At 63.8% G+C, this 26,477-nt stretch carries 23 protein-coding genes and 1 pseudogene; 15 read left to right on the forward strand and 9 right to left on the reverse strand.

Features of this window, described 5'->3' with window-relative positions:
* Window positions 1-10: 10 nt before the first annotated feature.
* Window positions 11-985 (reverse strand): MurR/RpiR family transcriptional regulator, encoded by a 975-nt coding sequence (locus HWX31_RS21700; protein WP_174964499.1) that lies wholly within the window; start codon window positions 983-985, stop codon window positions 11-13.
* 223 nt (window positions 986-1,208) lie between these two features.
* On the opposite strand from HWX31_RS21700, the gene HWX31_RS21705 reads away from it, so the two are divergent.
* Window positions 1,209-1,997 carry a GNAT family N-acetyltransferase gene (locus tag HWX31_RS21705; RefSeq protein WP_174964500.1) on the forward strand — a complete coding sequence of 263 codons (789 nt, stop codon included), beginning with the start codon at window positions 1,209-1,211 and terminating at the stop codon, window positions 1,995-1,997.
* 214 nt (window positions 1,998-2,211) lie between these two features.
* A complete protein-coding gene (kdpB, locus tag HWX31_RS21710; protein ID WP_174964536.1) occupies window positions 2,212-4,269 on the forward strand; it encodes a potassium-transporting ATPase subunit KdpB in 2,058 nt (685 codons plus the stop codon).
* A 166-nt stretch (window positions 4,270-4,435) separates the two neighbouring features.
* Here the strand turns inward: kdpB and HWX31_RS21715 are convergent, their stop codons facing one another.
* Window positions 4,436-5,086, reverse strand: coding sequence for a lytic transglycosylase domain-containing protein (locus tag HWX31_RS21715; protein WP_174964501.1), 651 nt, complete (start codon window positions 5,084-5,086; stop codon window positions 4,436-4,438).
* Window positions 5,087-5,563: 477 nt separating this feature from the next.
* Between HWX31_RS21715 and HWX31_RS21720 the strand changes: the two are divergent.
* The 8 genes and pseudogenes from HWX31_RS21720 to HWX31_RS21755 all read left to right on the forward strand — a co-directional run.
* A pseudogene (locus tag HWX31_RS21720) lies at window positions 5,564-6,852 on the forward strand (quaternary amine ABC transporter ATP-binding protein); the annotation flags it as partial.
* Window positions 6,845-7,741, forward strand: coding sequence for a choline ABC transporter permease subunit (gene choW, locus HWX31_RS21725; protein WP_174964502.1), 897 nt, complete (start codon window positions 6,845-6,847; stop codon window positions 7,739-7,741). The pseudogene HWX31_RS21720 and the gene choW, both read left to right, overlap by 8 nt.
* Before the next feature lie 120 nt (window positions 7,742-7,861).
* A complete protein-coding gene (locus HWX31_RS21730) occupies window positions 7,862-8,869 on the forward strand; it encodes a GlxA family transcriptional regulator (protein WP_059611058.1) in 1,008 nt (335 codons plus the stop codon).
* A 105-nt stretch (window positions 8,870-8,974) separates the two neighbouring features.
* Window positions 8,975-9,925, forward strand: coding sequence for a choline ABC transporter substrate-binding protein (locus tag HWX31_RS21735; protein ID WP_042588605.1), 951 nt, complete (start codon window positions 8,975-8,977; stop codon window positions 9,923-9,925).
* A 311-nt stretch (window positions 9,926-10,236) separates the two neighbouring features.
* Entirely contained in the window at window positions 10,237-10,914 is a 678-nt protein-coding gene (locus tag HWX31_RS21740; RefSeq protein ID WP_174964503.1) for a PAAR domain-containing protein, read from the forward strand.
* Window positions 10,911-11,468: a PAAR domain-containing protein gene (locus HWX31_RS21745; RefSeq protein WP_059857050.1), complete on the forward strand. Its 558-nt coding sequence runs from the start codon at window positions 10,911-10,913 to the stop codon at window positions 11,466-11,468. The genes HWX31_RS21740 and HWX31_RS21745 overlap by 4 nt, the downstream gene beginning before the upstream one ends.
* A complete protein-coding gene (locus HWX31_RS21750) occupies window positions 11,458-12,114 on the forward strand; it encodes a M35 family metalloendopeptidase (protein ID WP_080401537.1) in 657 nt (218 codons plus the stop codon). The genes HWX31_RS21745 and HWX31_RS21750 overlap by 11 nt, the downstream gene beginning before the upstream one ends.
* 8 nt (window positions 12,115-12,122) lie before the next feature.
* Window positions 12,123-12,602, forward strand: coding sequence for a hypothetical protein (locus HWX31_RS21755; RefSeq protein WP_174964504.1), 480 nt, complete (start codon window positions 12,123-12,125; stop codon window positions 12,600-12,602).
* Window positions 12,603-12,683: 81 nt separating this feature from the next.
* On the opposite strand, the gene HWX31_RS21760 is transcribed toward HWX31_RS21755, so the two are convergent.
* Window positions 12,684-13,109, reverse strand: a complete 426-nt coding sequence (locus HWX31_RS21760; RefSeq protein ID WP_174964505.1) for a PACE efflux transporter — start codon at window positions 13,107-13,109, stop codon at window positions 12,684-12,686.
* 148 nt (window positions 13,110-13,257) lie between these two features.
* Here HWX31_RS21760 and HWX31_RS21765 point away from each other — a divergent pair, with 148 nt between their 5' ends.
* Window positions 13,258-14,196: a LysR substrate-binding domain-containing protein gene (locus HWX31_RS21765; RefSeq protein WP_174964506.1), complete on the forward strand. Its 939-nt coding sequence runs from the start codon at window positions 13,258-13,260 to the stop codon at window positions 14,194-14,196.
* Between the two features lie 28 nt (window positions 14,197-14,224).
* Here HWX31_RS21765 and HWX31_RS21770 read toward each other — a convergent pair whose 3' ends face one another.
* Window positions 14,225-14,623, reverse strand: a complete 399-nt coding sequence (locus HWX31_RS21770; protein ID WP_174964507.1) for a nuclear transport factor 2 family protein — start codon at window positions 14,621-14,623, stop codon at window positions 14,225-14,227.
* Between the two features lie 79 nt (window positions 14,624-14,702).
* Between HWX31_RS21770 and HWX31_RS21775 the strand changes: the two genes are divergently transcribed.
* Entirely contained in the window at window positions 14,703-15,659 is a 957-nt protein-coding gene (locus HWX31_RS21775; protein WP_174964508.1) for a LysR substrate-binding domain-containing protein, read from the forward strand.
* Between the two features lie 34 nt (window positions 15,660-15,693).
* On the opposite strand, the gene HWX31_RS21780 is transcribed toward HWX31_RS21775, so the two are convergent.
* Both HWX31_RS21780 and HWX31_RS21785 read right to left on the reverse strand, forming a co-directional pair.
* Window positions 15,694-16,380, reverse strand: a complete 687-nt coding sequence (locus HWX31_RS21780) for an aspartyl/asparaginyl beta-hydroxylase domain-containing protein (protein ID WP_174964509.1) — start codon at window positions 16,378-16,380, stop codon at window positions 15,694-15,696.
* Window positions 16,381-16,529: 149 nt separating this feature from the next.
* Window positions 16,530-18,536: a c-type cytochrome gene (locus tag HWX31_RS21785; RefSeq protein WP_415494148.1), complete on the reverse strand. Its 2,007-nt coding sequence runs from the start codon at window positions 18,534-18,536 to the stop codon at window positions 16,530-16,532.
* 282 nt (window positions 18,537-18,818) lie between these two features.
* Here HWX31_RS21785 and HWX31_RS21790 point away from each other — a divergent pair, with 282 nt between their 5' ends.
* The 3 genes from HWX31_RS21790 to HWX31_RS21800 all read left to right on the forward strand — a co-directional run bounded on the left by HWX31_RS21790 (window position 18,819) and on the right by HWX31_RS21800 (window position 21,909).
* Window positions 18,819-19,019: a DUF3079 domain-containing protein gene (locus HWX31_RS21790; RefSeq protein ID WP_095404014.1), complete on the forward strand. Its 201-nt coding sequence runs from the start codon at window positions 18,819-18,821 to the stop codon at window positions 19,017-19,019.
* A 174-nt stretch (window positions 19,020-19,193) separates the two neighbouring features.
* The gene (hcp, locus tag HWX31_RS21795; RefSeq protein WP_174964511.1) at window positions 19,194-20,861 is read left to right on the forward strand and encodes a hydroxylamine reductase; all 1,668 of its coding nucleotides are present in this window, start codon (window positions 19,194-19,196) and stop codon (window positions 20,859-20,861) included.
* Window positions 20,862-20,886: 25 nt separating this feature from the next.
* Window positions 20,887-21,909, forward strand: coding sequence for a 2Fe-2S iron-sulfur cluster-binding protein (locus tag HWX31_RS21800; RefSeq protein ID WP_174964512.1), 1,023 nt, complete (start codon window positions 20,887-20,889; stop codon window positions 21,907-21,909).
* Window positions 21,910-22,585: 676 nt separating this feature from the next.
* Here HWX31_RS21800 and HWX31_RS21805 read toward each other — a convergent pair.
* The 3 genes from HWX31_RS21805 to HWX31_RS21815 all read right to left on the reverse strand — a co-directional run bounded on the left by HWX31_RS21805 (window position 22,586) and on the right by HWX31_RS21815 (window position 26,138).
* Entirely contained in the window at window positions 22,586-23,188 is a 603-nt protein-coding gene (locus tag HWX31_RS21805; RefSeq protein WP_244143799.1) for an immunity protein Imm33 domain-containing protein, read from the reverse strand.
* A 484-nt stretch (window positions 23,189-23,672) separates the two neighbouring features.
* Window positions 23,673-24,911 (reverse strand): hypothetical protein, encoded by a 1,239-nt coding sequence (locus HWX31_RS21810; protein WP_174964513.1) that lies wholly within the window; start codon window positions 24,909-24,911, stop codon window positions 23,673-23,675.
* Window positions 24,912-25,394: 483 nt separating this feature from the next.
* Window positions 25,395-26,138, reverse strand: a complete 744-nt coding sequence (locus tag HWX31_RS21815) for a hypothetical protein (RefSeq protein WP_157378853.1) — start codon at window positions 26,136-26,138, stop codon at window positions 25,395-25,397.
* Window positions 26,139-26,477 lie beyond the last annotated feature (339 nt).

Here is a 26,477-nt window from a genome sequence, read left to right on the forward strand (position 1 = left end):
GCTCGCAAGGTCACGAAGGGTTGCGTGTCTTGCGAGGTGCGCCGGGAGCGGCTGCGCCACGCGGGCGGCCAACGTCCCTGGTCGTGTTGTCGTGCGTCCCGTCGGCTTCCGCTTGCGCCGGCGTCGAAGCCGTGGTGTCGAACACGAGATACGGCAGAACGGTTTGCGACAACGCGGCCGCGACGGCTTGCGTCTGCGGTGTCGCTTTCAGCACTTCCGATGCCAGCGTTTCGACGAGCGCCACCATGGCCACCGAACTCGACGACAGCACGCGATGCTCGGCCGGCGCCAGCAGGACGGCGTCGGCCGCGGCGGCGAGCGGCGCGGTCGGGTTGTCGGTCAGCGCGACGACGAAAGCGCCGCGTTCGCGCGCAAAGCGCGCAAGCTCGACCGTGTCACGCGAATAGCGGGGCAGCGAGATCGCGATCAGCGTGTCGCCGGCGCCGACGCGCGTCATGTGCCGGGCGGCTTGCTCGCTGCCGCCTCCGGCGGCGGCCCACACGACCCGCCGGTGATACGGCATCAGCGTGTCTGCAAGCAAGCCGGTCAGATAGGTGCTCAGGCCGAGCCCGAGGCAATACACGGCGTTGCTCGCGACGATGCGCGTCACCACCTGGGCCAGCCGCTCCGTTTGAAGCGACGAATCCATCGCGGCAAGATTGCGCTGGTGATCCGCGAGCCACGCGCCGATCCCTTCTTGCGTTGCCTGCGCCGCCAGTTTCTCGACCGGTTGCAGCGCTTGCCGCACGACCGCGGCAAGGTCCGCCTTCAGCTCCGAAAACCCGCGATATCCGGCGTGCTTCGCGAACCGGTTGACGCTGGCGACGGAGCCGCCGCACGCTTGCGCGACTTCCTCGATCGTGAGCGTTGCAGCGTCGAGCGAATGGGACGCCAGCCATCGCGCGACGGGCTTCAGCGCGTCGGATGCGGTCGCGGATGCGTGGTGAATGCGCTCGATCGCGCCGGGCGGCTCGTTGTGGCTCACGGGGAGGGATGGCTAGCCTGGGTAGCGGGATAACGGGACGTGTGAAGTATGGTCGAGTGAATATCAATTTTCAAGTTAGTGAAAACGTGAAAATGGATGTTCAATCGTCTGGATAATTCAACAAGTGACGACCACGCGCGGCGCAACTTTTACGACATTTTTTCTTGCGACGGAAAAGCCGCCGCTCATAGACTTCGGGCACCCGAAGCGAAGGAGCCAAGCCATGTCGACACCCTCGGACGAAGTCATCGAGCGCTTGCACGTCACGCTGCCGGCGCCACGCGCCGAGCGCGTCGTCGTGCGGCGTTTCGATCCTGTGTTCGACGGCTATGCGCGGCTCACCGACATGCTGCACCGTGCATTCGCGCGACTCGGCGCAATGGGATTGAACTGCACCTGCGTCGACCAGAACGAAGACGTCACGCGGCGGCGCGCGGAAGCAGGCGAGTGTTTCGTCGCGGTCAGCGGCGGCTGCGTGATCGGCACGATGACGCTGTATGCGACCGATCCGGCGTCGGCCTGCTCGCTGTACCGCCGCGACACTGTCGCGAGCGTGCGGCAGGTCGCGGTCGATCCCGGCTGGCAGGGCTGCGGCGTCGGCGCGATGCTGCTGTCGTTCGCCGAGCAATGGGCCGCGACGCGCGGCTATGCGCTGCTTGCGCTCGACACGCCGCAGCCGGCATCGCACCTGCTCGCGTTCTATCGCTCGCAGGGGTTCGAGATCGTCGACGCCGTACGGTTCGCCGGCAAGCGCTACGACAGCGCGATTCTGTGCAAGCGGCCGGTCGCGATGCCGGCGCGGCGGGTGTCGCCCGCGTCGCGGATGGCGGTGCGCATGGCGGCCGTGCGGCGCATCGCCCGCATACTGCCGTCGCGCGTCGCCGCGATGGCCCGGGACGGCATGCGGGCCCGCCCGTGCGCACGGATGGCGGCGCGCCGCGCCGCGGGTGCGGCCAGTTGGCGTTCGTCGCCGTGGCGTGCGCGGCTGCATGGGCGCATCGCGTTGAAGTAAGCGCCGGCGCGTCTGCCCGCGTCCGCATTTACGCGATCTTTACGTTTCGGCTGACGCCTTTACCGCGATTTTCACGCGGGCCTGTCTAGGATGGTTGATGTGGAATCGGATGCCGCGCGCGTTGTCGCGGCACGAGGAGATCGCCATGTCCCTTGCTCCAACGACCGGTCATCGTCCCGACAATCTCGGTCAGGCTCGCACTGCCGCGCGCTCGATGTTCGATCCCGCGATCGTGCGGCCGGCGCTTGCCGATGCGTTCCGCAAGCTCACGCCGCGCACGCAGTTCCGCAACCCGGTGATGTTCTGCGTGTACGTCGGCAGCATCCTGACGACGCTCCTCTGGATCGCAGCGCTCGTCGGCCAGGCCGAGGCGCCGGCCGGCTTCATCGTTGCGATCGCGCTGTGGCTGTGGTTCACGGTGCTGTTCGCGAACTTCGCGGAGGCGCTCGCCGAAGGCCGCTCGAAGGCGCAGGCCGCATCGCTGCGCAGCGCGAAGCACAACGTCGTCGCGAAGAAGCTCGCGGCGCCGCGCGCACAGGCCGCCGTCGAGGTGATGGGTTCCACCGACCTGCGTCGCGGCGATTTCGTGCTCGTCGAGACCGGCGACGTGATCCCGGCCGACGGCGAGGTGATCGAAGGCGTCGCGTCGGTCGACGAATCGGCGATCACCGGCGAATCCGCGCCGGTGATCCGCGAGTCGGGCGGCGACTTTTCGTCGGTGACGGGCGGTACGCGCGTGTTGTCCGACTGGATCGTCGTCGAGGTCACCGCGAACCCGGGCGAGGCATTCCTCGACCGGATGATCGCGATGGTCGAGGGCGCGAAGCGCCAGAAGACGCCGAACGAGATCGCGCTGACGATCCTGCTGGTCGCGCTGACGATCGTGATGCTGCTCGCGACCGCGACGCTGCTGCCGTTCTCGATGTTCTCGGTGGAAGCAATGAAGGCGGGGCACGTGGTGACGATCACCGCGCTGGTCGCGCTGCTCGTGTGCCTGATCCCGACGACGATCGGCGGCCTGCTGTCCGCGATCGGCGTGGCCGGCATGAGCCGGATGATGCAGGCGAACGTGATCGCGACCTCGGGCCGCGCGGTGGAAGCGGCCGGCGACGTCGACGTGCTGCTGCTCGACAAGACCGGCACGATCACGCTCGGCAACCGCCAGGCGTCGGCGTTCATGCCCGGGCCGGGCGTGACGGAAGAGGCGCTTGCGGATGCCGCGCAGCTGTCGTCGCTCGCCGACGAGACGCCGGAGGGCCGCAGCATCGTCGTGCTGGCCAAGCAGCGCTTCAACCTGCGCGAGCGCGACATGCAGGCGCTCCATGCGGTGTTCCTGTCGTTCAGCGCGCAGACGCGGATGAGCGGCGTCGATTTGCCGGGCCGCGAGATTCGCAAGGGCGCGGCCGATGCGGTCAGGCATTACGTGGAGGCCCACGGCGGGCGCGTCGCGCATGAAGTGGACGCGCTCGTGACCGACGTCGCGCGGCGCGGCAGCACGCCGCTCGTGGTCGCGGAGCTGCGCGGCGGCGCGGCGCGCGTGCTCGGCGTGATCGAGCTGAAGGACATCGTGAAGGGCGGCATCAAGGAGCGCTTCGCGGAGCTGCGCAAGATGGGCATCAAGACCGTGATGGTGACGGGCGACAACCGGCTGACCGCGGCGGCGATCGCGGCGGAGGCCGGCGTCGACGATTTTCTTGCGGAAGCGACGCCGGAAGCCAAGCTGACGACGATCCGCGAGCACCAGGCGGCGGGGCGGCTGGTCGCGATGACGGGCGACGGCACCAACGATGCGCCGGCGCTCGCGCAGGCGGACGTCGCAGTCGCGATGAACAGCGGCACGCAGGCGGCGAAGGAAGCCGGGAACATGGTCGACCTCGACTCGAACCCGACCAAGCTGATCGAGATCGTCGAGATCGGCAAGCAGATGCTGATGACGCGCGGCTCGCTGACGACGTTCTCGATCGCGAACGACATCGCGAAGTATTTCGCGATCATCCCGGCCGCGTTCGCGACCACCTATCCGCAACTGCGCGTGCTCGACGTGATGCATCTGGCGTCGCCGTCGTCCGCGATCCTGTCGGCGGTGATCTTCAACGCGCTGATCATCGTCGCGCTGATTCCGCTCGCGCTGAAGGGCGTGCGCTACAGGCCGCTCGGCGCCGCGCCGCTGCTGCGCCGCAACCTGCTGATCTACGGCCTCGGCGGCGTGCTGCTGCCGTTCCCGTTCATCAAGCTGATCGACATGGTGCTGGTGGCGTGCGGGTGGGCATGAGCGAGCCGGCCGTCGTGGACGACGACCGGTTCATCCGGCGTTTTCGAACGCGCTCCGCGCCGGCCCGAGCATATCGTGACGGAGGCGGGCATCGGCTATCGGCTGGTCGGCAGCGCGTAGCACGAAACGGCGACGAAACCGCGCGGGCGTCGTGACGTCCGGACAGTCACGGATTGTCGGCCGTGCGCGGCTCGCCTGCGGTCCGGCGCAACTGCGCATCGAACTGCTGCACGCGCAGCACGACGCGCTGCGCGTAGCGTTTCGTGCCGCCGTTGTAGCGCACGAGCGCGGCTTCGACGTCGCCGTCCTCGTCGTCGAGATAGCCGCGGAAGATCGCCGCGCCGATCCGCACGTTGGTCGCGGGATCGGACAGGTCCTTCACGTGCGCGACGAGATCGCGATGCGACCCGGGCAGCACCTGCATGAGCCCGCGCGCGCCCGCGCCGCTGACCGCATGGCGGTCGAAGCTCGATTCGACCGCGATGATCGCGAGCAGCAGCGCCGGCGCAAGTCCGTAACGTTCCGATTCGGCCTGCACCGCATGCGCGATGGTGCGCGCCTCGGCGTACGCAACGTGGAAGCGGTCGCGCAGCGTCGCGGCGATCGCGTCGAGCGCGGGGACGAACGGCGCGTCAGGCGCGCTGCCGGCAATGGGGCCGGCGGCAGCGACGGACGAGACCTGCGCCGCATTGTCGGCGCTGGCGGGCAATGCGACGGCCGACAGCGAAAGGGCGGCCGCGACGACAAGGGCATTCAGTGACGAAACCGCGCGTTTGCGCGTGACCGGTCGCTTGCCCGACGAGGGTGTTTCCTGCATGTCTGCGCAGTGTTGTCCCGATGGCATCGACTGTACGCAGTCGCGCATTGCGGGCGTCGAAAGAATTGCGTGCGCCGGATAAAGACGTCGTAAAGAAGCGTGTGTCGACCGGAAGGAACCCGAAGCATGTTGCGGGTGAACGTCGGTAGTCGGCGCAATCGGACTCGGCTGGCGCGCCGGTTTCCGCACGGGCATTCGCTTTTCGGACGATCTCGTTGTGACGCCTGCCGGCTCGCCGTCGCGCACCAGCCCGGTGCGGCACGAACCAATCCAGCCCGATCGGACGCGGATTTGTCCGAAAGCGACGCGCGGCTGAGGCAATTTCGCGCCCGCCCGCCGCCGAATCCGCGGCACGTTGCTCCGCACAAGTTTTACTCGCGATGTCCGCCAGTCATGGCGATACGGGTTTTGCGCCGCCGCAAACCGGCCGCGCCGGCCGCACGGCCTCACCCGGCGCGGCCGGACGCCGATTTTCCCTCGTGTCGTATTTGCGCAAGCGTTTGTCGTAATTCGTCGGCAGGTCGGGGTTTTTTCTGGCAACTATGTAGGCACGCTGTGACACGCGTGAGTCCCCGCTACACGAGGAGAAGGTTTCGATGGATGCCCCCAAGGTCGTGGTCGAAGGTCTGTGCAAGGTATTTGGAAGCAACCCGCAGCAGGCGCTCGACATGCTCGCCGCCGGAGCGACGAAGGACGAAGTACTCAAGCGCACGGGCCAGGTCGTCGGCGTGCACAACGTATCGTTCGACGTGCAGGAAGGCGAAATTTTTGTGCTGATGGGCCTGTCCGGCTCCGGCAAATCCACGCTGATCCGCCTCGTGAACCGGCTGGTCGATCCGAGCGCGGGCAAGGTGATGATCGACGGCCTCGACGTCGCGTCGGCGCGCCGCTCGGCACTCACCGCGCTGCGCCGCAAGGACATGAGCATGGTGTTCCAGTCGTTCGCGCTGATGCCGCATCGCACCGTGGTGTCGAACGCCGCGTTCGGCCTCGAGGTCGCGGGCGTCGGCAAGAAGGAGCGCGAACGGCGCGCGATGGAAGTGCTCGAGCAGGTTGGCCTCGCACCGTTTTCGCACAAGCTGCCGTCCGAGCTGTCGGGCGGCATGCAGCAGCGCGTCGGCCTCGCACGCGCGCTCGCCGTGAACCCGTCGCTGATGATCATGGACGAGGCGTTCTCCGCGCTCGATCCGCTCAAGCGCAGGGAAATGCAGGATGTGCTGCTGCAGCTGCAGAAAGAGCAGCGCCGCACGATCATGTTCGTGTCGCACGATCTGGAGGAAGCGCTGCGCATCGGCAACCGGATCGCGATCATGGAGGGCGGGCGCCTCGTGCAGGTCGGCACGCCGCAGGACATCATCGCGAACCCGGCCGACGACTACGTGCGCGCGTTCTTCGACGGCATCGACACCAGCCGCTACCTCACCGCCGGCGACCTGATGCAGACGGGCGCCGTGCCGATCGTGTCGAAGTGCGATGCCGCGAACGTCGCGGCGACGCTGAACGGCAGTGCCGAATACGCGTTCGTGCTCGACGCCGAACGCAAGATCCGCGGCTTCGTCACGCGTGATGCGATCGGTCAGGCCACGCCGTCGGTGCGGCCGATCGAGAGCATCCGGCGCGATGCGTCGCTTGAACATGTCGTCGCGCGCGTGGTCGCGAACCCGAATGCATTGCCCGTCGTCGACGACGACGGCTGCTATTGCGGCTCGGTCGATCGTGCGCTCATCCTGAAGGCCATCACGCGTTCGCGAGGCTCCCATGTCTGAAATGATTCCGCTCGGTACCTGGGTCGACCAGTCCGTTCACTACCTGCTCGATCACGACGCGCAGACGTTCGATGCGATCGGTCGAGCGATCGAGGGCCTCGCGGCATTCGTCGAGCACAGTCTGCAGGCGATCCCGATGTGGATGATGATGGCGATCTTCATCGGCGTCGGGTTGTGGCGCGTCGGCTGGCGCTTCGCGCTGTTCACCACCGCGTCGCTGCTCCTGATCTTCGCGACGGGCTTCTGGGATCAGACCGTCATCACGCTCGGCCTCACGCTGTCGTCGACGATCATCAGCCTCGTGCTCGGCATCCCGCTCGGCATCTGGGCCGCGAAGAGCAAGTGGGTCGCCGCGACCGTGCGTCCGATCCTCGACCTGATGCAGACGATGCCGGCCTTCGTCTACCTGATTCCGGCCGCGATGCTGTTCGGTCTCGGCCGCGTGCCGGGGATCCTGTCGACGGTGATCTTCGCGATGCCGCCGGCCGTGCGCCTCACGAGCCTCGGCATCCGCCACGTGAACCGCGAGATCGTCGAAGCGGGCCAGGCGTTCGGCTGCACGCCGTGGCAGCTGCTCTACAAGGTGCAGTTCCCGAATGCGCTGCCGTCGATCATGCAGGGCGTGAACCAGACGATCATGATGGCGCTGTCGATGGTGATCATCGCGTCGATGGTCGGCGCGGGCGGCCTCGGCAACGACGTGCTCGCCAGCATCCAGCGTCTCGACATCGGCCTGGGCTTCGAAAGCGGCCTGTCGGTCGTGCTGCTCGCGATCATCCTCGACCGCATCACCGAGAGCTTCGGCCGCGCGCCCGGCACCGTGAAGGCGCCGCTGTTCGCGGGCCTCAAGCAGCTGTTCCGCGTCAAGGCCGCCCCCGCGCAGGCCTGATCGACCGGCGGCCGGCGCCTTGTCGTCGACAATCCCGGCCGCCTTCTCCGTGTTTCGCATCGGCTGCCGTGGCGACGCCACGGCGCCGGCTGCCTGCAACCTGCCCGTTAGGAGAGCGATGTGACGTCTGCCGCCGCCGCTGCCGCCCTGGCGCCCGCCGCCTGCGTTTCACCGGTTTCGTCCCTCGCGCATTTCGGCTTTCTGACGCTGCCGAATTTTTCGATGATCGCGTTCTCGAGCGCGGTCGAAGTCCTGCGCATGGCGAATTACGTCGGGCGCGCCGATCACTACCAGTGGTCGATCTATTCGCTCGACGGCGCGCCGGTGCACGCGAGCAACGGCATCGCGGTGCGGCCGACGCAGGCGCTCGACCCGGAACGCTTGCCCGACGTGATGATCGTCTGCGGCGGCATCCGCATCCGCGACGTGGTCGACGAGGACGCGCGCGCGACGCTCGGCTGGCTCGCCGAGCGCGGCCTGCCGCTCGGCGGCATCTGCACCGGCGCGTACGCGCTGATGTCGAGCGGGCTGCTCGACGGCTACCGCTGCACCGTCCATTGGGAAAACCTGTCGTCGCTGCATGCGGAGTTCCCGCAGGTGCGTTTCGCCGACGAGCTGTTCGTCGTCGATCGCGACCGCCTGACCTGCACCGGCGGCACCGCGCCGCTCGACCTGATGCTGAACCTCGTCGGCGCGCGCTTCGGGCAGCAGCTCGCCGCGCAGGTGTCCGAACAGTTCATCCTCGAGCGCATCCGCAGCGCGACCGATCCGCAGCCGATTCCGGTGGACGCGCGCGTCGGCTTCTCGCGCGCGGAGCTGATCGAGGTCGTGCGGCTGATGGAGGCGAACATCGAGGAGCCGCTGTCGCTCGACGAGCTCGCGCGGCTCGTGCGGCTTTCGCAGCGGCATCTGCAGCGGATGTTCAAGGTCTACCTGAACGTGTCGCCGACCCACTATTACCTGACGCTGCGCCTGAAGCGCGCGCGCGACCTGCTGCGCACGACCGACGCGACGATCGCGCGCGTGACGACGGTCTGCGGATTCCATTCGCCGTGCCATTTCAGCAAGGCGTACCGCGCGCAGTTCGGTCATGCGCCGAGCGTCGAGCGCCGGCTGCCGGGGCGCTGAACGGCGCCGCCCCATACGGCCCGTGCGCCGCCGGGATCGCGGCGCACGGCTTCCATTCACGATCCCGGATTTCACGCGAACGACAACACTTTGAGGAGAAGAAAGATGAAGCGACTACTGATCGCAGCGGCATGTGGTGTCGGGATCGCCGCCGCGCCGGCAACGGCCGTGTATGCGGCCGATCCGCCGGTATGCAAGAACGTGCGCTTCGCGGACGTCGGCTGGTCCGACATCGCCGCGACGACCGGCCTTGCATCGACGATGCTGCAGGGCCTCGGCTACACGCCGACCAAGACGATCGCATCGGTGCCGATCACGTTCGCGGGGATCAAGAGCAAGCAGATCGACGTGTTCCTCGGCTACTGGTCGCCGACGATGGACCCGATCATCCAGCCGTTCACGAAGGCCGGCACGATCAAGGTGCTTGCGACGCCGAACCTGACTGGCGCGAAATACACGCTCGCGGTGCCCGACTACGTGTACCAGGGCGGGCTGAAATCGTTCGCGGACATCCAGAAGTTCGCGGACAAGCTGAACGGCAAGATCTACGGGATCGAGCCCGGCAACGACGGCAATGCGCTGATCAAGAAGATGATCGACGGCAACCAGTTCGGGCTCGGCAAGTTCAAGCTGGTCGAGTCGAGCGAGGCCGGGATGCTGGTCGAGGTGAACCGCGCGATCCGCGACAAGCAGTGGATCGTGTTCCTCGGCTGGGAGCCGCATCCGATGAACGTGCAGATGAAGATCGACTACCTGACCGGCGGCGACGACGTGTTCGGCCCGAACTACGGCGAGGCGAAAGTGCTGACGGCGACGCCGCCCGACTACGCCCAGCGCTGCCCGAACGTCGCGAAGTTCGTGTCGAACCTGCAGTTCACGACGTCGATCGAGAACCACGTGATGGTGCCGATCATGAACAAGGAGGAGCCGAACAAGGCTGCGGCCGCATGGTTGAAGGCGAACCCGCAGGCGCTCGACAAGTGGCTCGCGGGCGTGACGACGATCGACGGCAAGCCGGGGCTGCCGGCGGTTAAGGCGTATCTCGGGGTGCATTGACGCATGGTGTGCGGTGCGCGCGGTTGACGCGCGCACGGACGGCGGCCTTCTCGCTTGAAGCGGGAAGGCCGTTTTGCTTTTTTGGGGATCTTGGCGTGATTTCCATTCGCAAATTGCGCATGCTGGTTCGGTAGTCGGAATCTTGCATCGTCCCGAACGTCACGCGTAAGACCAGGATCAGCATGCCGGCTGAAACGGTCAATAAAAATTAGTGTTGCGAATTTCGTATTCGTCAGATTGATTCTTCTTTCTCGTTCACGCAAATTTTGTGCGGAGCAATCCTCACCAATTCGTCGAGAAAGGAAATCCGGATGAAGAACGAACAGACGGCGCCGACTTATCTTTTCGCTACCATCGGCGCACTCACAGAACGCGGCGGTCGAGTGACCGAGGCAACCGGTAGCTTGACTATCGCCGGGCTTGCCGTTGCCCGCGTCGGCGATGTCGTGACCTACGAGGATGGCAGCGAGGCCGTTATTACGGACGGTGCGGGCAATTACGCGGTTTCCGGCAACAAGCCGTTTGCGCTAGTCGGCAGCCGATTGAGCAACGGCGACCGTATCGTCGAAACGCTTCAGCGGTTATGGGGAATTCCGGTTCAGGCAGAGGAAACAGTCGAGGGACTGTTCGAAGCGACTTATGTGCCGCCACCTTCGCCGCCGCGCTATCGGCTGGCGGTACGAGGGGCAACGACCGCGCGCGGTGGCGTACTACGCGAGGCTACCGGCAAGTGGGATACAGGTACTCGGCTCGGCAAGGCTGGTGTCGTGGGTAATCAAGTTCACTATGCAGACGGCTCGACCGCACGAATCGTAAGCGGCCTTGGGCTGGCGGATAACGGAGACTTCGAGCCACTGGCTTTCGTCGGTAGCGAACTGGACAACGGCGATACCGTTACCGACAGCCCGGAGCGTGAGGGTCTTGTATCCGCCTGCACCTTTACGGTGGTGAAGCGTTCGACTGTTGTGCGCCAAGGGAAGGGCTCATGATCCGCTATTTCCTTGCCAAGGGCGATCGTGGCGGCAGCGCGACGATCACGGAAGGATTGGAACACGTCACTTGTTCTAATCCGCCGCCGCGCGTGCATATTGCGACGCTCTACATGAAAACCTACTGCACAGCCTGCAAACAGGCAGGGTTCATCGCGCCCAAGGGGCCGCGCCTGCCCGGTACAGGCCCAAATGGCAAGCCGTGGGCGCTGAGCGGCGACATCAACGTGTGTGGTTGCAATCCGCCGCCGATCTTTCACGCAGAGCGCAACATGCGCATGGTCTTCACAGGCGAGGAGACGGCGACGTTGACGGGACAAAGTCGAAGCGCCACGCGCTCGTCCGTCGTCGACCACGGCACGCATGACGAGCAATATGTGTTGAGTGACGTAGACACGGGCGAACCGTTGGCCCGTGTGCGTTATCGCATTCGTACCGCATCCGGCCAGGTATTCGATGGCGTCACGGATGCCACGGGCTACACGCAACGCATTAGGACAACTGACGCCGAGTCGCTTCACCTTGAAATTGTGAGAGACGAAAATGCCTCGTGACGACGATTACGAACTGGTTCACAATTCGGCCACAACGAACACGACGCCGGGTTCAAAGGTTCCGGTTGCCGTAAACATGGCGCCAATATGTTCGAATATGACCAATAAAGAATTTCGCGAGTCGATAGTAAAATCGCGAGATGACGCGGTGTTATTGATTCGGAAGCGCATCGACGCCGTAGCAAAATGGGATAAAAATGAGCAGGCGCGCGCGAAGAGATGGTTTGGTCGATCAGGTGATTCGACTCGCGCCGCAATGCATCAGGGGTTGCCGAAGCTCTTGCGGGCTATGCAGGAACTAAAGCCGGAAAATATCATTCGATGGGATGAGCAGAAGCAACGAAACATTACTTGTGAAGTTGTTCCCGATAATGGGAGTACTGATGCTGCTGTGTGTAAGCCAGATTCGCATCGACGAATTATCGCAATCTACTCGCATTTTTGCACGTCGCCGCGAGATCATTTTTGGCGAGGATGTCAGGTTCTGACTCTCATTCACGAATGCACCCACTATACCGATGTTTTTGATTCAACCGATGACATGTACGGCGTTTCTGTTGGTCTCTCGTTTTGGGCGCAATCTAATCCAGATCAGGCAATTCGGAATGCCGACAGTATTGCATGTTATATCGGATTCAATGATTAAGTGCATCCATGAAAAATAGAAATTCGGTGTTGCTGAAACTCGCTCTATCGTTGTGGGTATTTTTTGTTTCGTGTCATGCTGGCGCCTGCACGATTTCCGAGGATATGGAAAGTAGCTTGCCAATTAATTCGGTATCGATTTCTAATGAGGATCGGTTGAAAATCGTCGACATGGTTTTGAGTGCGAGGAAATGGCCTGACGTCGAAATCAGAGGGATTGTGTATGCGGGTGGCTATGTGTTGGAGCATAATCCCAATGCTTTGGCGGTTGAGCGTGCAAAATTGCTGAAAGACTATCTCGTTCAGCTCGGTATCAAAGAAGGCAATATTTGGGTGGATACGAGAATCATCAAGAAGCCAGATGTTTCGATGAATGGGAAGAAGGAGTTAAATCAGATCAGCGTAACACTCGTTCCTATCTGTGCTGGAAGTTGCGAGCGGCTTTGTAACGATCCACGTGTCACACCGACAACAAAGGCGATTAGATAATTCGCCATGACTGCGGCCCCGCTTTGGCGGGGCTTTTCTCCGTATAGTTGAACGTGAAGCTGTCTCGTCGTTGCTTGCAGTTCACACCTCCTTCGTCGCCGCCGGCACGTCGAACACCCGATCGAACGCCCACTGGAACACGAACGCATAACAGAAGAAGAACGCGAACAACCCAAGGTCGACGAGGAACGCGTCGAACCACGAGATCTTCAACCACCACGCGACGACCGGCACCAGGATGAAGATCAGCCCGCCTTCGAATCCGCATGCATGGATGACGCGGCGCCCGAGCGTCCGGGCGCGCTGTACGCGCGTTGCTTCCCACCGCTCGAACAGCGAGTTGTAGACCATGTTCCACAGCAGCGCGATTGCGGACATCGTTGCCGACAGCGTGCCCGAGTAAACGAGACCTTCCCCGAAGAGCGCGGCAATCGCGGGCGAGATGCAGGCGATCGCGATCGCCTCGTAGAGGATTGCCTGCGTGATCTTGCGGGGTAGGCCTTGCACGGCGCGTCTCCGTTCCGACGAAAAAGTGGCGCGGCGCGATGCCGCGACGCCTCGCCAGACTAGGCGCGTTGCGCGCCGGGTTCAATTCACCTAATCTCAACCGGATTGAATCGAACTCAACCCGGATCGCGTCCGGCTTGCCCAGCCCGTGTTCTCGAAAATCCCCCTGACCGCGTTGCGTGTATTCGAATCGTCGGCGCGCCTCGGCACGTTCAAGGCCGCCGCGCAGGAACTGTCGGTGACGCCCGCCGCGGTCTCACACCAGATCAAGTCGCTGGAAAGCCGGCTCGGCGTGCTGCTGTTCGAGCGCGACCCGGGCGGCGTGCGGCTGACCGGCGACGGCGAGCGCCTGTTCCGCGCGTGCCACGACGCGCTGCTCGCGCTGAGCCGCGGGCTCGACGCGGTGCGGCCCGAGCCGGCCGAACGCACGCTCGTGCTGACCACGACACCGGCGTTTGCGTCGATGTGGCTGATTCCGCGTCTCGGCCGCTTCCAGCAGGCCGATCCGTCGCTGCACATCAAGGTCGAGACCGGCAACGCGCTCGTCGATCTCGAACGCGACGCGCGCGTGGACCTCGCGATCCGCGCGAGCGCGCGCGACTTCCCGGCGTTGTTCCAGCACGAACTGATCGACGAGTATTTCGGCGCGTATGCGGCGCCCGGCTTCGACGCGAACCGCCCGGATGGGCGGCTGGACCTGATCGAGATCGCCTGGGAGAGCGCCGTGCCGCTGCCGGTCGACTGGCCGTCGTGGTGCCGGGCGGCCGGCAGGGCCGAGTGGCTGCAGCGCGCGGTGTTCCGGCATTACGACGACGAACACTACGCGTTGCAGGCTGTGCTGCACGGGCAGGGTGTCGTGCTCGCCAGTTCGGTGCTGGTGGCCGAGCACGTCGAGCGGGGCGCGTTGACGCCGATCGAGCCGTCGGTGCGGCTCGCGGGCACGCGCTATGTCGCGCTGTGCCGGCCGGGACGCGAGCGGCAGCCGCAAGTCAGGCGGTTTCTCGACTGGCTGGACGACGAACTCGCGCAGACGCGCGCGGCGATCGCGCGGATGACGCGACGCGGTTCGCCGGCGCATGGCGTGTGAAGCATCGATTTGTTACGCCGAGGCCCGGCTACGCGTATTTGTCGCCGACCGTACTGCGCACCGGATGCGTGTCGTAGACGATGACCATGCGCTCGATGAGTCCGCTGTCGTCGAATTCGAATACGTCGACGCATTCGAATCGAACCGCGGCACCGTCCTTCAGTCCCCAGTCGTAGACAAAGTAACCGGTTGCCCGACGCGCGCCGGTCGCGCTGACGCAGATGTCGATCGGCGTGATCCTGCTCTGCCCCGACGCCGACTCGACCTTTTCAAAGAAGGGCCCAGGTTCCATCCAACCGAGAAACGGCGAAAAAATCTGCGCGTCCGGTGTGAACAGCGCGCAGATCGCAGCGGTATCGCCGCGCTCCAGCGCCTTCAGGTAAGTATCCACCTGCCGCGTGTATAGTGCCTCCGACGACGAATCCATCATCATTCTCCGCTGATTGTTTAAAAGCCGGCCGCAAGCGCCAACACGACGCCGCCGCAACCACGATAGCGATGCACCGATGACCGAACCATCGAAAAATCCGCAATCCGGGCATGCGCCGCATGCATACCCACTGGCCGATCTCACACGTTCGCTGCCTCCGTTGACGGCGTACCAGGCGTTCGTCGCGGCCGCGCAACTCGGCAGCATCAGCAAGGCCGCCGACCATTTGTGCCGGACCCAGGGTGCGGTGAGCCGTCAGGTGCAGCAACTGGAAGCGCATTACCGGTGTGCGCTGTTCGTGCGTCACGCGTCGGGGCTGACGCTGACCGCGGAAGGCGACGCATTGCTGACGGTGGCCGTCAACGTCCTCACGCAACTGGCCCGTCATGCGGACGTTCATGCCCGATCCGCGCCGATTCTCACGCTGCGGTTGCCGTCCACCTTCGCGATCCGCTGGCTGCTGCCACGGCTCCCGGCGATCAATCAGGCGCTTGCGCGCACCGAGCTGCGTATCCATACGTCGGCGGACGACACGCCGGATTTCACCGAGGCCGACGTCGATGCGATCGTCGTGCGCGGCGCCGGGAACTGGGCAGGGATGGTGTCGATTCCGTTGTTCGAGGAGTCTCTTACGCCGATGTGCACAAGCGGATTGGCCGCGTCGCTCAGGTCGGTCGCCGACCTCGCGCACGCGCATCTGCTTCATCCCGGACGCGGCCGGGACGAATGGCGATGCTGGCTCGGTGCGCTCGGCGCGACGCAGATCGACCCGGCTGCCGGGCTCGTATTCGATACCCTCGAACTGACGCTCACGGCGGCGGAGCAGGGGCATGGCGTGGCCATCGGCGATCCGCGGATGGCGAGGGACCGGCTCGAAGCCGGAACGCTGGTGGCGCCGTTCGGCGAGGTCGTGCCGAACGGTCTGGGTTACTTTCTCGTCTATCCGTCGCCGCGCGCGACGCAACCGAAGATTCGCGCGCTCGAGGCGATCCTGACGCGCCTCGCGCACGAAGATCGATCGAAGCCGGCGTAACGAAGGCTTCGTTGTCCGATGCGTGTCAGCGCCGCTAGACCGGAATCGACCCGCCCCGTATCCGTATCCCGAGCCGCACGACACCGATCACCGCATTCGACAGCCACGTCAGCGCGCGCGGCATCCCGCGCCGGCGGATGTCGAGCAGCAGCACGATCCGCACTTCGCCGCTGTCGTTCCACACCTCGTGCTCGAACGTGTCGTCCCACAGCAGGAAGCGGCCTTCTTCGAGCCGGTATTCGCGGCCATCGATCTTCAGCACCGCGGCGGGCGAGCCGTCCGCGCGCCTGGGCATCGACAGCACGAGATAGCCGCGCAGGATGCCGCGAAACGGGCCGCGATGCGGCGGGACGTGCTTGCCCGGCGCGAGGAACGACAGCGACGCGGACAGCACGTCCGGCGACGCGGCGACCAGCGACGCGACGGTCGGGCAGCGCGACAGGTTGCGCGGAAACGGCTGCCCGTATGCCTGCATGATGAACATCCGCCAGTCGCGCGCATCGTTCGCGGAGATGTCGCGCTGCTCGCGCATGATCTCGTGAAAGCGCGGGATGCGCGGCAGGTCGCGCGCGACCGCGAGCGCTTCCGCGCGGATGGCCGGCCACGCGCGGACGAAGCGCTCGGCGTCCGGAAAGGCGGCGGCGTCGAGCACCGCGCCACTGTCGATGTGGCGGTCGTAGAGCGTACGGAGCAGGCCGGCAGCATACTCGTAGGCGGACATGGTCGGTCGGGCGGCAGACGGGGCAATGGACTGCGGACAGTCTGCCTGAACGCCCGTCAGGGTTGGGTTACGTCAGGTTACACCCGCTGACGAAAAGGTGACGGAAGCAATTTAGCGCCTTCGTCCCGTCCCGCCGCCGTCGACGCCGGTCAATACCGCGCATCCTTGGGCTTGCCGCCCTTCGGCCAGTCGTGGATCTTGTCCGGGAAATCCGGGCGCGGCTGCGTCGTGAACCACGCGGCAACGTCGACCGCATCCTGATCGCTCAACCCGCCTTGCCCGAGCGGGAAGCGATTGTGCGAGCCGATCGACATGTTGTGCTTCACGAACGCCGCGGCGGTGTAAAGGCGCGCCATGCCGGCCCCGATGTTGAACGACTGGTCGCCCCACAGCGGCGGATAGATCGGCGTGCCGTCGGCGCGTCGCGTGCCGGCGCCGTCCGCGCCGTGGCACGACGCGCATTGCGCGGCGTACACCGCCTTGCCGTGCGTCAGGTCAGGCTGCAGCGCGGTGTCGATCTTGCCGACCCCGCGCCCCGGAAGCTTGTCCTTCGGGTGCGCGCCGTTCTGCATCCAGTCGAAGTACGCGACCATCGCCTTCATGTCGTCCGAATCGACCGGCAGCGGCGTGCCGTTCATCGAGCGCCGGAAGCAGCCGTTGATGCGCTCCGCCAGCGACAGCACCTTGCCGGCACGCGGCGCATAGCTCGGGAACTGGGCGGACAGGCCGAGGTACGGCGACGCGAGCGCGACGGTGCCGCTGTTCAGGTGGCAGCTCGCGCAGTTGAGCGACGCGCCGACGTGGTTCGGCAGCAGCGCTTTCGTGTCGAGATTCAGGCGCATGCCCCTGATCAGTTGCGCGGCGTTCGGCTGGTCGAGCAGCGTCGCGAAGCGCGGGGTGGGGAACGACGACGCATCGCCGTTGCCGATCGCCAGCGTCCGGCGCATCCGGGCGACGTCCGACGCCAGGATCGGATCCTCGCGGTCGCCCCACGCAGAACGGACGAACGTCAGGATCTCGGCCAGCTCCTGGTTGGAGAGCAGGTTGAACGCCGGCATCGTGTAGACGCGCGGATGGGCGCCGGTGCGCGGCGACGTCCATCCGGTCAGCACGACGTGAATCAGCGAGGCCGGGTCCTTCGACAGCACGGCGGGATTGCGGGACAACGGCGGAAACACCGGCGAGAACCCGCCGCCGTCGGCCTGATGGCAGCCGATGCAGAACTGCGCGTAGCCGAGACCGCCCTTCGACGCATACAACGCGTCGGGCGCGCTGCCCGCCGGTTCGCCGCGCATCGGCGCTTCGGCGCTTCGCCGGTCGGCCGTCAGGTTCGGCAGCGATTGCAGATAGACGCCCATCGAGGTGAGGTCCGCGTCGCTGATGTACTGCGTACTGTGGTGAACGACATCCGTCATGCCGCCGCTGGCGATCGCATAGCGATTCCTGCCGGTCTTGAGGAACGTGACGAAATCCTCGACGGGCCACAGCGCGCGCAGATTGACGGCCCGCCACGACTCGACCGTCGCGCCGGAGAGATAGAGCGGCCCGTTGCCGCCCGCCTCGGACATGGCCTTTTCCTGGAACGCGAGGCCGCGCGGCGTATGACACGCGCCGCAATGCCCCGGGCCCTGGGTCAGGTAGGCGCCGCGGTTCCAGGTCGCGTCCCTGGCGGGGTTGGGCCGGTAGGGCGTGTCGTCGACGAACAGCGCATTCCACAGCGCGAGCCCCCAGCGCTGGTTGAACGGCCATTTGATGCCGAGCGGCTTGTTCTCCTGCCTGACCGGCGCGACACCCTGTTTCAGGTACGCGAAGAGGGCGCGCATGTCGTCGTCGCTGAACTTCGCGAACGACGGGTAGGGCATCGCCGGATACAGGTGATGGCCGTCGGCCGCGATGCCCTTGCGCATCGCCCGGTCGAATTGCTCGAACGTATAGCGGCCGATGCCGGTCGCGTCGTCGGGCGTGATGTTGGTCGAATGGACGGCGCCGAACGGCGTGCTCATCGACAGGCCGCCCGCGAGGGGCCGGCCGTTCGGCGCGGTATGGCACGCGACGCAGTCGGCGATGCGCGCGACGTACGCGCCTTTGTTCAGCAGCTCGGCGTCGCCGGACTGCGGGGCGGCCGACGCCGTGGCCGGGATGAAGAACAACAGCATGTGCAACAGCGCGGCGATCGATGCGGCCGCTTTGACGAAGGTCCGAATCCGACTGCTTGTCGATGATTTCATTACGTGTGGGAAGTTATTGTTTTGCGCGACGATTCATCGTATCGCCGTCGGCCATGGCATTTACCTGACGGGAATCAACAAGCAGCCGATCGGTTGTGGAATGCCTGTTCAATCGGCTTCGCGTCGGCAGCGGTGCGAAAGAATGTCGCAGCGCCGGCCGTCGAGCGCGCACTAGAGTCGATGTCGTACCCGCAGAGGCGACGTCGAATCATGGCCAAGAAATTTCCGCTGCATCCCGTTCACCCGGAAAGAATTTGCTGGGGCTGCGACAACTACTGCCCGACCCGGTCGATGCGTTGCGGCAACGGCTCCAGCCGTACCCAGCATCCCGCCGAGCTGCTCGGCGACGACTGGTATCAGTACGGCGACTGGGGCATCGAATGTCCGGATGCACCTGCCGAGACAGGTTGACGCAGCACCTCGTTTCTTGATCGGCGTCAGGGTATCGAAACGGCGGACGGAACATCATAAAAAAAGATGCACGAAAAGAGCATCTTGAAGCGGGCGAGCTGCGTGGCCGAGCGGAACGCGTGTTCCGCCGCCGCCTGCGCCGACCCGTGCCCCACGATCAAAAAGGAGAAACCCGTGTTTTGCTACCAATGCGAACAGACTGACCGGACCGGTGCGCGGCCCGGCTGTGCGTCGGCGAAGGGGAATTGCGGCAAGGACGCGACGACGGCCGACCTGCAGGACCTGCTGGTTCATGCGGTGAAGGGCATCGCGCAGTACGGCGCGCTCGCGCGCGGCATGGGCGAGCCCGACCGCGAGGCCGACCGGTTCGTGCTGTACGCGATGTTCACGACGCTGACCAACGTGAACTTTCATGCGGCGCGCTTCGTGGCGCTGCTGCGCGAGGCCGCGCAGATCCGCGATCGGGTGAAGGGCGTGTGCGAGGCGGTCGCGCGGGACACGGGCACGACCTTGCCGACGCTGTCGGGGCCGGCAACGTGGCAGCCGGCGGCGGAGCTGGCCGGCATGCTGGAGCAGGCCGCGAACGTCGGCATCGACGCAGGCGCCGACAAGGTCGGCGCGGACATCATCGGCCTGCGTGCGCTGGTGGTCTACGGCCTGAAAGGCGTGTGCGCGTATGCGCATCATGCGCAGGTGCTCGGCTACGAGAGCGACGAGGTGTATGCGGGCATCGAGGCGGCGCTTGATTTTCTCGCGCACGATCCGGCCGACGTCGACGCGCTGCTGGCGAAGGCGCTCGAACTGGGCCGGCTGAACCTGAAGGTGATGGAGTTGCTCGACAGCGCGAACACCGGCCGCTTCGGCGCGCAGCAGCCCACGTCGGTGCGCGTGACGCCGGTGGCGGGCAAGGCGATCCTCGTGTCCGGCCATGATCTCGGCGACCTGCATGCGCTGCTCGAACAGACCGCGGGAACCGGCATCCAGGTCTACACGCACGGCGAAATGCTGCCGGCCCATGCGTACCCGACGCTCAAGGCGTTCCCGCATCTCGCCGGCAACTACGGCGGCGCGTGGCAGGACCAGCAGAGCGACTTCGCGCATTTCCCCGGCCCGATCCTGATGACGTCCAACTGCATCATCGAGCCGTTGCCGCAGTACCGGCAGCGCATCTTCACGACGGGGCCGGTGGGCTGGCCGGGCGTGCGCCATCTCGAGCACCACGATTTCTCGACGCTGATCCAGGCGGCGCGGGCGTTGCCCGGCTTCCCGGCGACGGCGCCGGAAGAGACCATCACGGTCGGCTTCGGCCGGCACGCGGTGCTCGGCGTCGCGGACAAGGTGATCGACGCGGTCAAGGCCGGCCAGATTCGCCACTTCTTCCTGATCGGCGGCTGCGACGGCGCCGCGCCGGGCCGCAACTACTACACGGAATTCGCGGAGCAGGCGCCCGGCGATACGGTCGTGATGACGCTCGGCTGCAACAAGTACCGCTTCAACCGGCATGCATTCGGCGACATCGGCGGCATCCCGCGCCTGCTCGACATCGGGCAGTGCAACGACAGCTACTCGGCGATCCGCATTGCGACCGCGCTTGCCGATGCGTTCGAGTGCGGCGTGAACGACCTGCCGTTGTCGCTGGTGATCTCGTGGTTCGAGCAGAAGGCGGCGGCGGTGCTGCTGACGCTGCTCGCGCTCGGCCTGCGCAACATCCGGCTCGGGCCGACGCTGCCGGCGTTCCTCACGCCGGGCGTGCTCGACGTGCTGGTCGAGCAGTTCGGCATCCAGCCGATCGGGGAGGCCGGCGCCGATCTCGCCGCGTCGCTGTCGCGCCAGGCCGCTTGACGCGCGTCGTGAAGGAATCCTTCGGATGACCTATCAGATCGAGATCACGACGCGCGACGGGCAGCCGTTCGGCTTCGCGTGCGAGGACGGGCAGGATCTGCTCACGGCGGCCGCCGAGGCCGGCATCACGCTGCCGTCGCAATGCCGGCGCGGCAGTTGCGGCGCGTGTCACGCCACGGTTGCCGACGGCGACTACGACTTGCAGGCGCACGGCATCGACGCGCTGCCGGCCGGCCAGCCGGGCGCGATCCTGATGTGCCGGACGACGCCGCGCAGCGACTTGCGCGTCGTCGCGCCGTACGACCACACGAAGGTGCTGCTGCAGCCGGTGCCGGTACGCATCGCGCGGATCGCGGCGCTCGATATGGTCGCGGACCAGACGATGCGCGTCGAGCTGCAGGTCGAGCTCGACGACGCGAACGGTTCGGCCGTGGAGTTCGAGGCCGGCCAGTTCGCGGAGCTGGAGGTGCCGGGCAGCGGCGTGCGCCGGCCGTTTTCGCTTGCCAACACGAGCAACTGGGAGGGGCGCCTCGAATTCCTGATCCGCCTGCGGCCGGACGGATGGTTCTCGAAATACCTGCGGGAGCGCGCGCAGCTGGGCGATCCGCTGACCGTGCGCGCGCCGATGGGCGGCTTCGGCCTGTTCGCGGAAAGCCTGCGGCCGCGCTGGTTCGTCGCGGGCGGCACGGGGCTCGCACCGATCCTGTCGATGCTGCGGCGGATGGCCGAGTATCAGGAGATGATCGACGCAAGGCTGTTCTTCGGCGTGAACCGGCAAAGCGAACTGTTCATGCTCGACGCATTGCAGCAGTTGCAGGCCGACATGCCGCAGTTGAAGGTGGATCTCTGCGTGTGGCATCCGCGCGATGACTGGTCGGGGTTTCGTGGCACGCCGGTGGATGCGTTGAGCGCGGCGCTGGCGGGCACGGGCGTGCGGCCGGATATCTACGTGTGCGGGCCGCCGGCGCTCGTGCGGGGCGTGCAGGCTGCTGCTGTTGCGGCCGGCGTGCCTGACGCGCAGTTCGCGAGCGAGCGCTTCACGGCGTGAAGCTCGTGTGTGGTAACGGGCGTGTGCGCGGTGCGTGCGCCCGTTTGACGCATTGGCGGTGCGACAGGAAACCACAGGTGTGCTGCTGTTCACAGATTTACGATGTATGCATGTTCAAGCGGGACGCAATGTTTGGCCAGGTTGCGGGTTCCGCGTGAAGCCGATGTGTGTTGAGAGTCGTTATTAAGTTAGTGAGGAATCCAAATGCTTAACGTCACCTCCGTTCTGATCAGTCTGGCTCCGATGTGGGCGATTTTGCTGGTCGCATCCTCGGCGGCCGCATATCTTGTGTTTTGGCGCAAGGTCATCAAATAAAGGCCGCCGGATATGCTGTCGATGACCCGATGAAAAACCCTCGCGACCGTTCGGCATGCGAGGGTTTTGCGTGCAAGTGCAAGTGCTGAATCAGTGCCGCTTGTCTTCGAGATAATTGCGGATCACGTCGGCAAACGACGCATTCACCTTCAACCCGAGCGCTTCCGCTCGCGACGTATCAGCTTCACGACATCGTCCCCCGCGACGCGGGCGTCGACCGCGCTGCGTTCGTTACCGCTTTGGGACATGCTCGTGCGCGGACGCCGTCAGGTGCGGCAAATCTGCGTGAATAAATCGCGTCGCAGAATTCCGCGGACGTCGCTTGCCGACCCGAAGCGGACGGGGAGGTCCCCTAAAGCGGTCACTTATCGACACGTTGCAGTTGGACCCCATTCAATGCTTCGAGATACGATCCGGGCACCGGTTGAATTTCGCCATCAGAGTCCTTCACACGAATGGTCGAACCCGCGACGACGACTTGCATGCCGGATGGCAAGGCTAAGAATTGGACCAGGTCTGGCCTGTTAACGCCCAATTGATAAAGTGAAATTTTGACGTACCGCGATGGGTCCTGTGAGCCAGCTTCGTCATTCAGATCGGTGAGCGTCCAACCGGAGTCGGTTTCTCGAGCCGGGTAGCGAGTCAGCAGCACGCTACTGGCGCTCTTGTAATCGACATGTACCACTGCGCTTTGCCGAAGTGACGGAAAGTCAGGCTCCTGGGTGAGCGCAACGCTCGCGACGATATCTTTCTGATTGCGCAGGTGCTTAAGCGTACTGTCGACGGAGTCGATAAACTCGATTGGAATCGCCTTCATATCGGGCTCCATGATGCGCAAAATATCATCCTTTCCAACCTCGAGCATCGTGAGCATCCAGCCGATTTGTAAAGTCTCGCCGGCGCGGAATCGTTCGCCTCCCGCAACACTTTGCTCGAGGAATCGCAGCAGCCAGCCGATGTCCACTGCGGGAATCGTTCGATCGGAAACCTGAATCTGAAACTCTGGATGGTCGAATCTTTTGCAATTGACGGTTCTATGCACCGGATCGTTTAGCTGTTCCGTTGCTTGCTTTGAGCTGGACGATCGAAAAAATGAGCGAAAGATCATAGTTCGAATTTTTTGAATGAGAGGCGATCGGCGACGGTCCATCCGGCAATGCCGAACCCCCGCTCCTGGCCGATTACCGACGGATGCGGCCGGCTGTTGCCGACCCGAAGCGGTCCCCCGCAACATGGGTGACCGAATGGCAGCTATCGAGTGGCGAGCGGTCATCCGTTGCCCCGGTGCCTGTCGTTCACACGGTACGCACCCCGTTGTGAGCAATCCATTGCTGCGGAGGCGGTCTTTCTCATCAGTACGGCATGAGCCCCGTACAGTACGAAGCAGCAACAAAACCACATTGAAACGGTGTCTCCACGAAATCCAGGGAACTCCAATCCTTCCCTGTTTACGCGCTCCCAGTGGAACTCTTGGCTGCATTGACCATGTCTGCGATCTCCCCTTCAAGGGAACGAATCACTCGACTCAAGTCGTCCCTAGAAACGCTTCCAGATTTTATCTGGCGTTCGGGATCATCAATTCTGATACGGGCAGCGTCCGATATCGAATTATGCAAACATCGCTGAAAGTCCAACTCATCATCAAATATCGCCTCGACTGCCTCACCGATATCGTCTATGAGAATGGCCCGCAAAGGGCACGCTTTGATTGTGGCGAGCAAATTTTCATCCAGAGTCGTGACAGCCGGGATGTAGAACGTCGTCCCCTTGAGTTCTGTCATCAACGTCTCACACCAACGAAAGAGAAACAAGTCCCACGCCAAGGCTGAGATACGCCTCAGAGAATCTTTGGTAGGAGAGCGTAGCGCGCGCTCGGCAAAAATGGCCAATCGTCCTTCCGGTTCGTAAATGCCCGTGATCGCCTTCCATCCAAAGTAGAGTTCTTTGAGCGGAAGTATGTTGAACGACTCCAAGCAAAAATCGACTAGATTCGACATTGCGGCGTTCACTGCGCTGCCGTTCCAGCATTCGCGAATCGAAAACAGCATGATGGCGTAAAAAAGGTCACGCCTTATGATCTGCCGCCAACATTCTTCGCTGACCAGCCACGACCGCCATTGCGCTTCGGCCACGGGCATGTATTCCAATAACCCGTCTCTACTGGTCGGGGCTAATCCATGCTCGCAAAAATGATGGGCCGCAGCAACTTTTAAGAACGGCCATGGGTTGTTGGTTTTGTTCGCCTCTCGCAAATTCTCAAGGGAGGCAAATGTCCAATCAATGTTGCCATCGAGATTTTCGACCACGAACTGCAAAGCGGCTTCCACTCGCTCTCGGGTGCTGATTACGTCGCCGGTAAAGAATTTTGGCAGATCCGACAGTAAGTTCGTGTCCAACATTGCCCTGACCCCGAACTGGACCTCTGCGCGTCCAAAACGCATTTGCGCCTCAACTTCGTCAGAGAAAACGAGTACCCCCTTACCACAAAAAAGAGAGCTCACGCATCCAGTTGCTTCGAGGGCAGATTGTATTGGAGTTCCTGAGATATCCGACGCGTACACTAGGCGTAGCCCTGAGAATGCATCTCTATCGGCAGCAATAATATCTGCGAGAGACTGGTGCTCACCTTGAGTCAAGATCGCGGTTTTTGCCCGCTGGAACTTCATTCGCCGTAGCGTCTTCTGCATCGCTGCACTCTCAGATTATGTTTTGTTTCGCCAACACTGTTTGGGCTCCGATGGCTCGCCAGATATCCGGACGCGACACCACTGTAGCTGACGATAGATGCTCCGTACGTTTGGCCATGTCTCGATCAGCATAGGCTCGATAGTCAGCAATGCGTTTTCGATGCTAAGGAGCAGTTCGGCATTCATCATAATTGGGGAAAAGCTTAGTGCTTGGTATCACACCGTTTCTACGGCAAGTGTGTGCGGAACTTGAGGGATCGATTGGACGGCCGCTTCGGGCCCGTCATCGACGCTCGAATGTCCGGTCGGAACGTCGGACCACCGTCCCATGTTGGCCGACTACAGCCCGACGGCGAGCCGTTGTCGGATGCCGGCGTCGAACGGACTGCATCCGGCGGAAGCCGACCCATTGCAGGCATTCAACTAACGCTTAAGCAAAACCACCATCACGAAGTAGCGGTCGACTCGGACGAATTTTTGATGCTATGCAGGAAAACCGCGCTCGCGCGACTGATGTATGGCTGCAACATGCTCAATGAACTTGGTCACGACTCCGGTGACCTCGTTCTTAGACTTGTCCACGTTCACGGTGGCGGTGGACAATGTGATGTGGTTAACACCCTCTGGAACTTGCGACAGCTGGACTTTCATCTCCCGCTCGACCTCTTCGGCTACGAATTGGGGAAACTTCGATTGAAGCTCTGTCTGAAGGTGTTGGATTACGCTGTAGACGTTTTCGGCAAATTCGAGGGCCTCCGCCTCCCGCACAATTTTACCTCGGTGGACCACTTTGTTACGCGTCTCGGTAATGCGTGGCTCAAGCTTGAAGGGGCGGCTCTGGTCAAGCATATAGAGGAACTGAAATGCACCAAATTGGCGTTCTGACTGGGCGGCGACATTTTTCCAAGCCGCCTCAACCGTTTCTTCCGGGGTACCCTTTGCCCGGGACGAGACCCGGATGTAGAACTCGTATATGCGTTCTAGTGCCGAGGACATAACAGCTACGACTTCGTTTGTATATCCGTCGAGCGCTGCACGAGCGGCTGATCGCACGAGTACTTCGTATCTGCGGGCGTTGTATAGGACGACTCCGCTGTGTCCTCGGTCGCAGGTGACGTGAATTATGCCATTGTCATCAAGTTCGCCAGCTATGGGATTGAACTTGGGCTGCTTCCCATCCTTTGATGCTTCTTGAATGCAATCTGGGCATGCGGCGATGGTCTTCATAGCATCTAACGTTTGAGTTAAGCGGCACCGTCAGGCCTCCGATTGAACGAAGGGCAGATCCCAACCGCTGCCTATGGTGAGCACATGAACATAGGGAGGCGAATGTCGCCTTCTGGCCGAATCCGGAAGCTCGAAGTTGGTGGACGGTTGCCCGCGCTGGCACTGACCGCCGAACTTCCGCTGCCGACCCAATTCTGCCCTTCAACACGGCGAGAACTGAAAGGCAGATTTTGGGTGGACAATGACCATTCGCTCAGACGCGTCGGACGCGACACGTCCGCACGAGAAAACGCGATCCGCCATTCCGAACGACGCCAAACGCATCACGTCAAAGGGGCC

It is taken from the genome of Burkholderia ubonensis, from assembly GCF_902833085.1.
GTDB lineage: Bacteria > Pseudomonadota > Gammaproteobacteria > Burkholderiales > Burkholderiaceae > Burkholderia > Burkholderia ubonensis.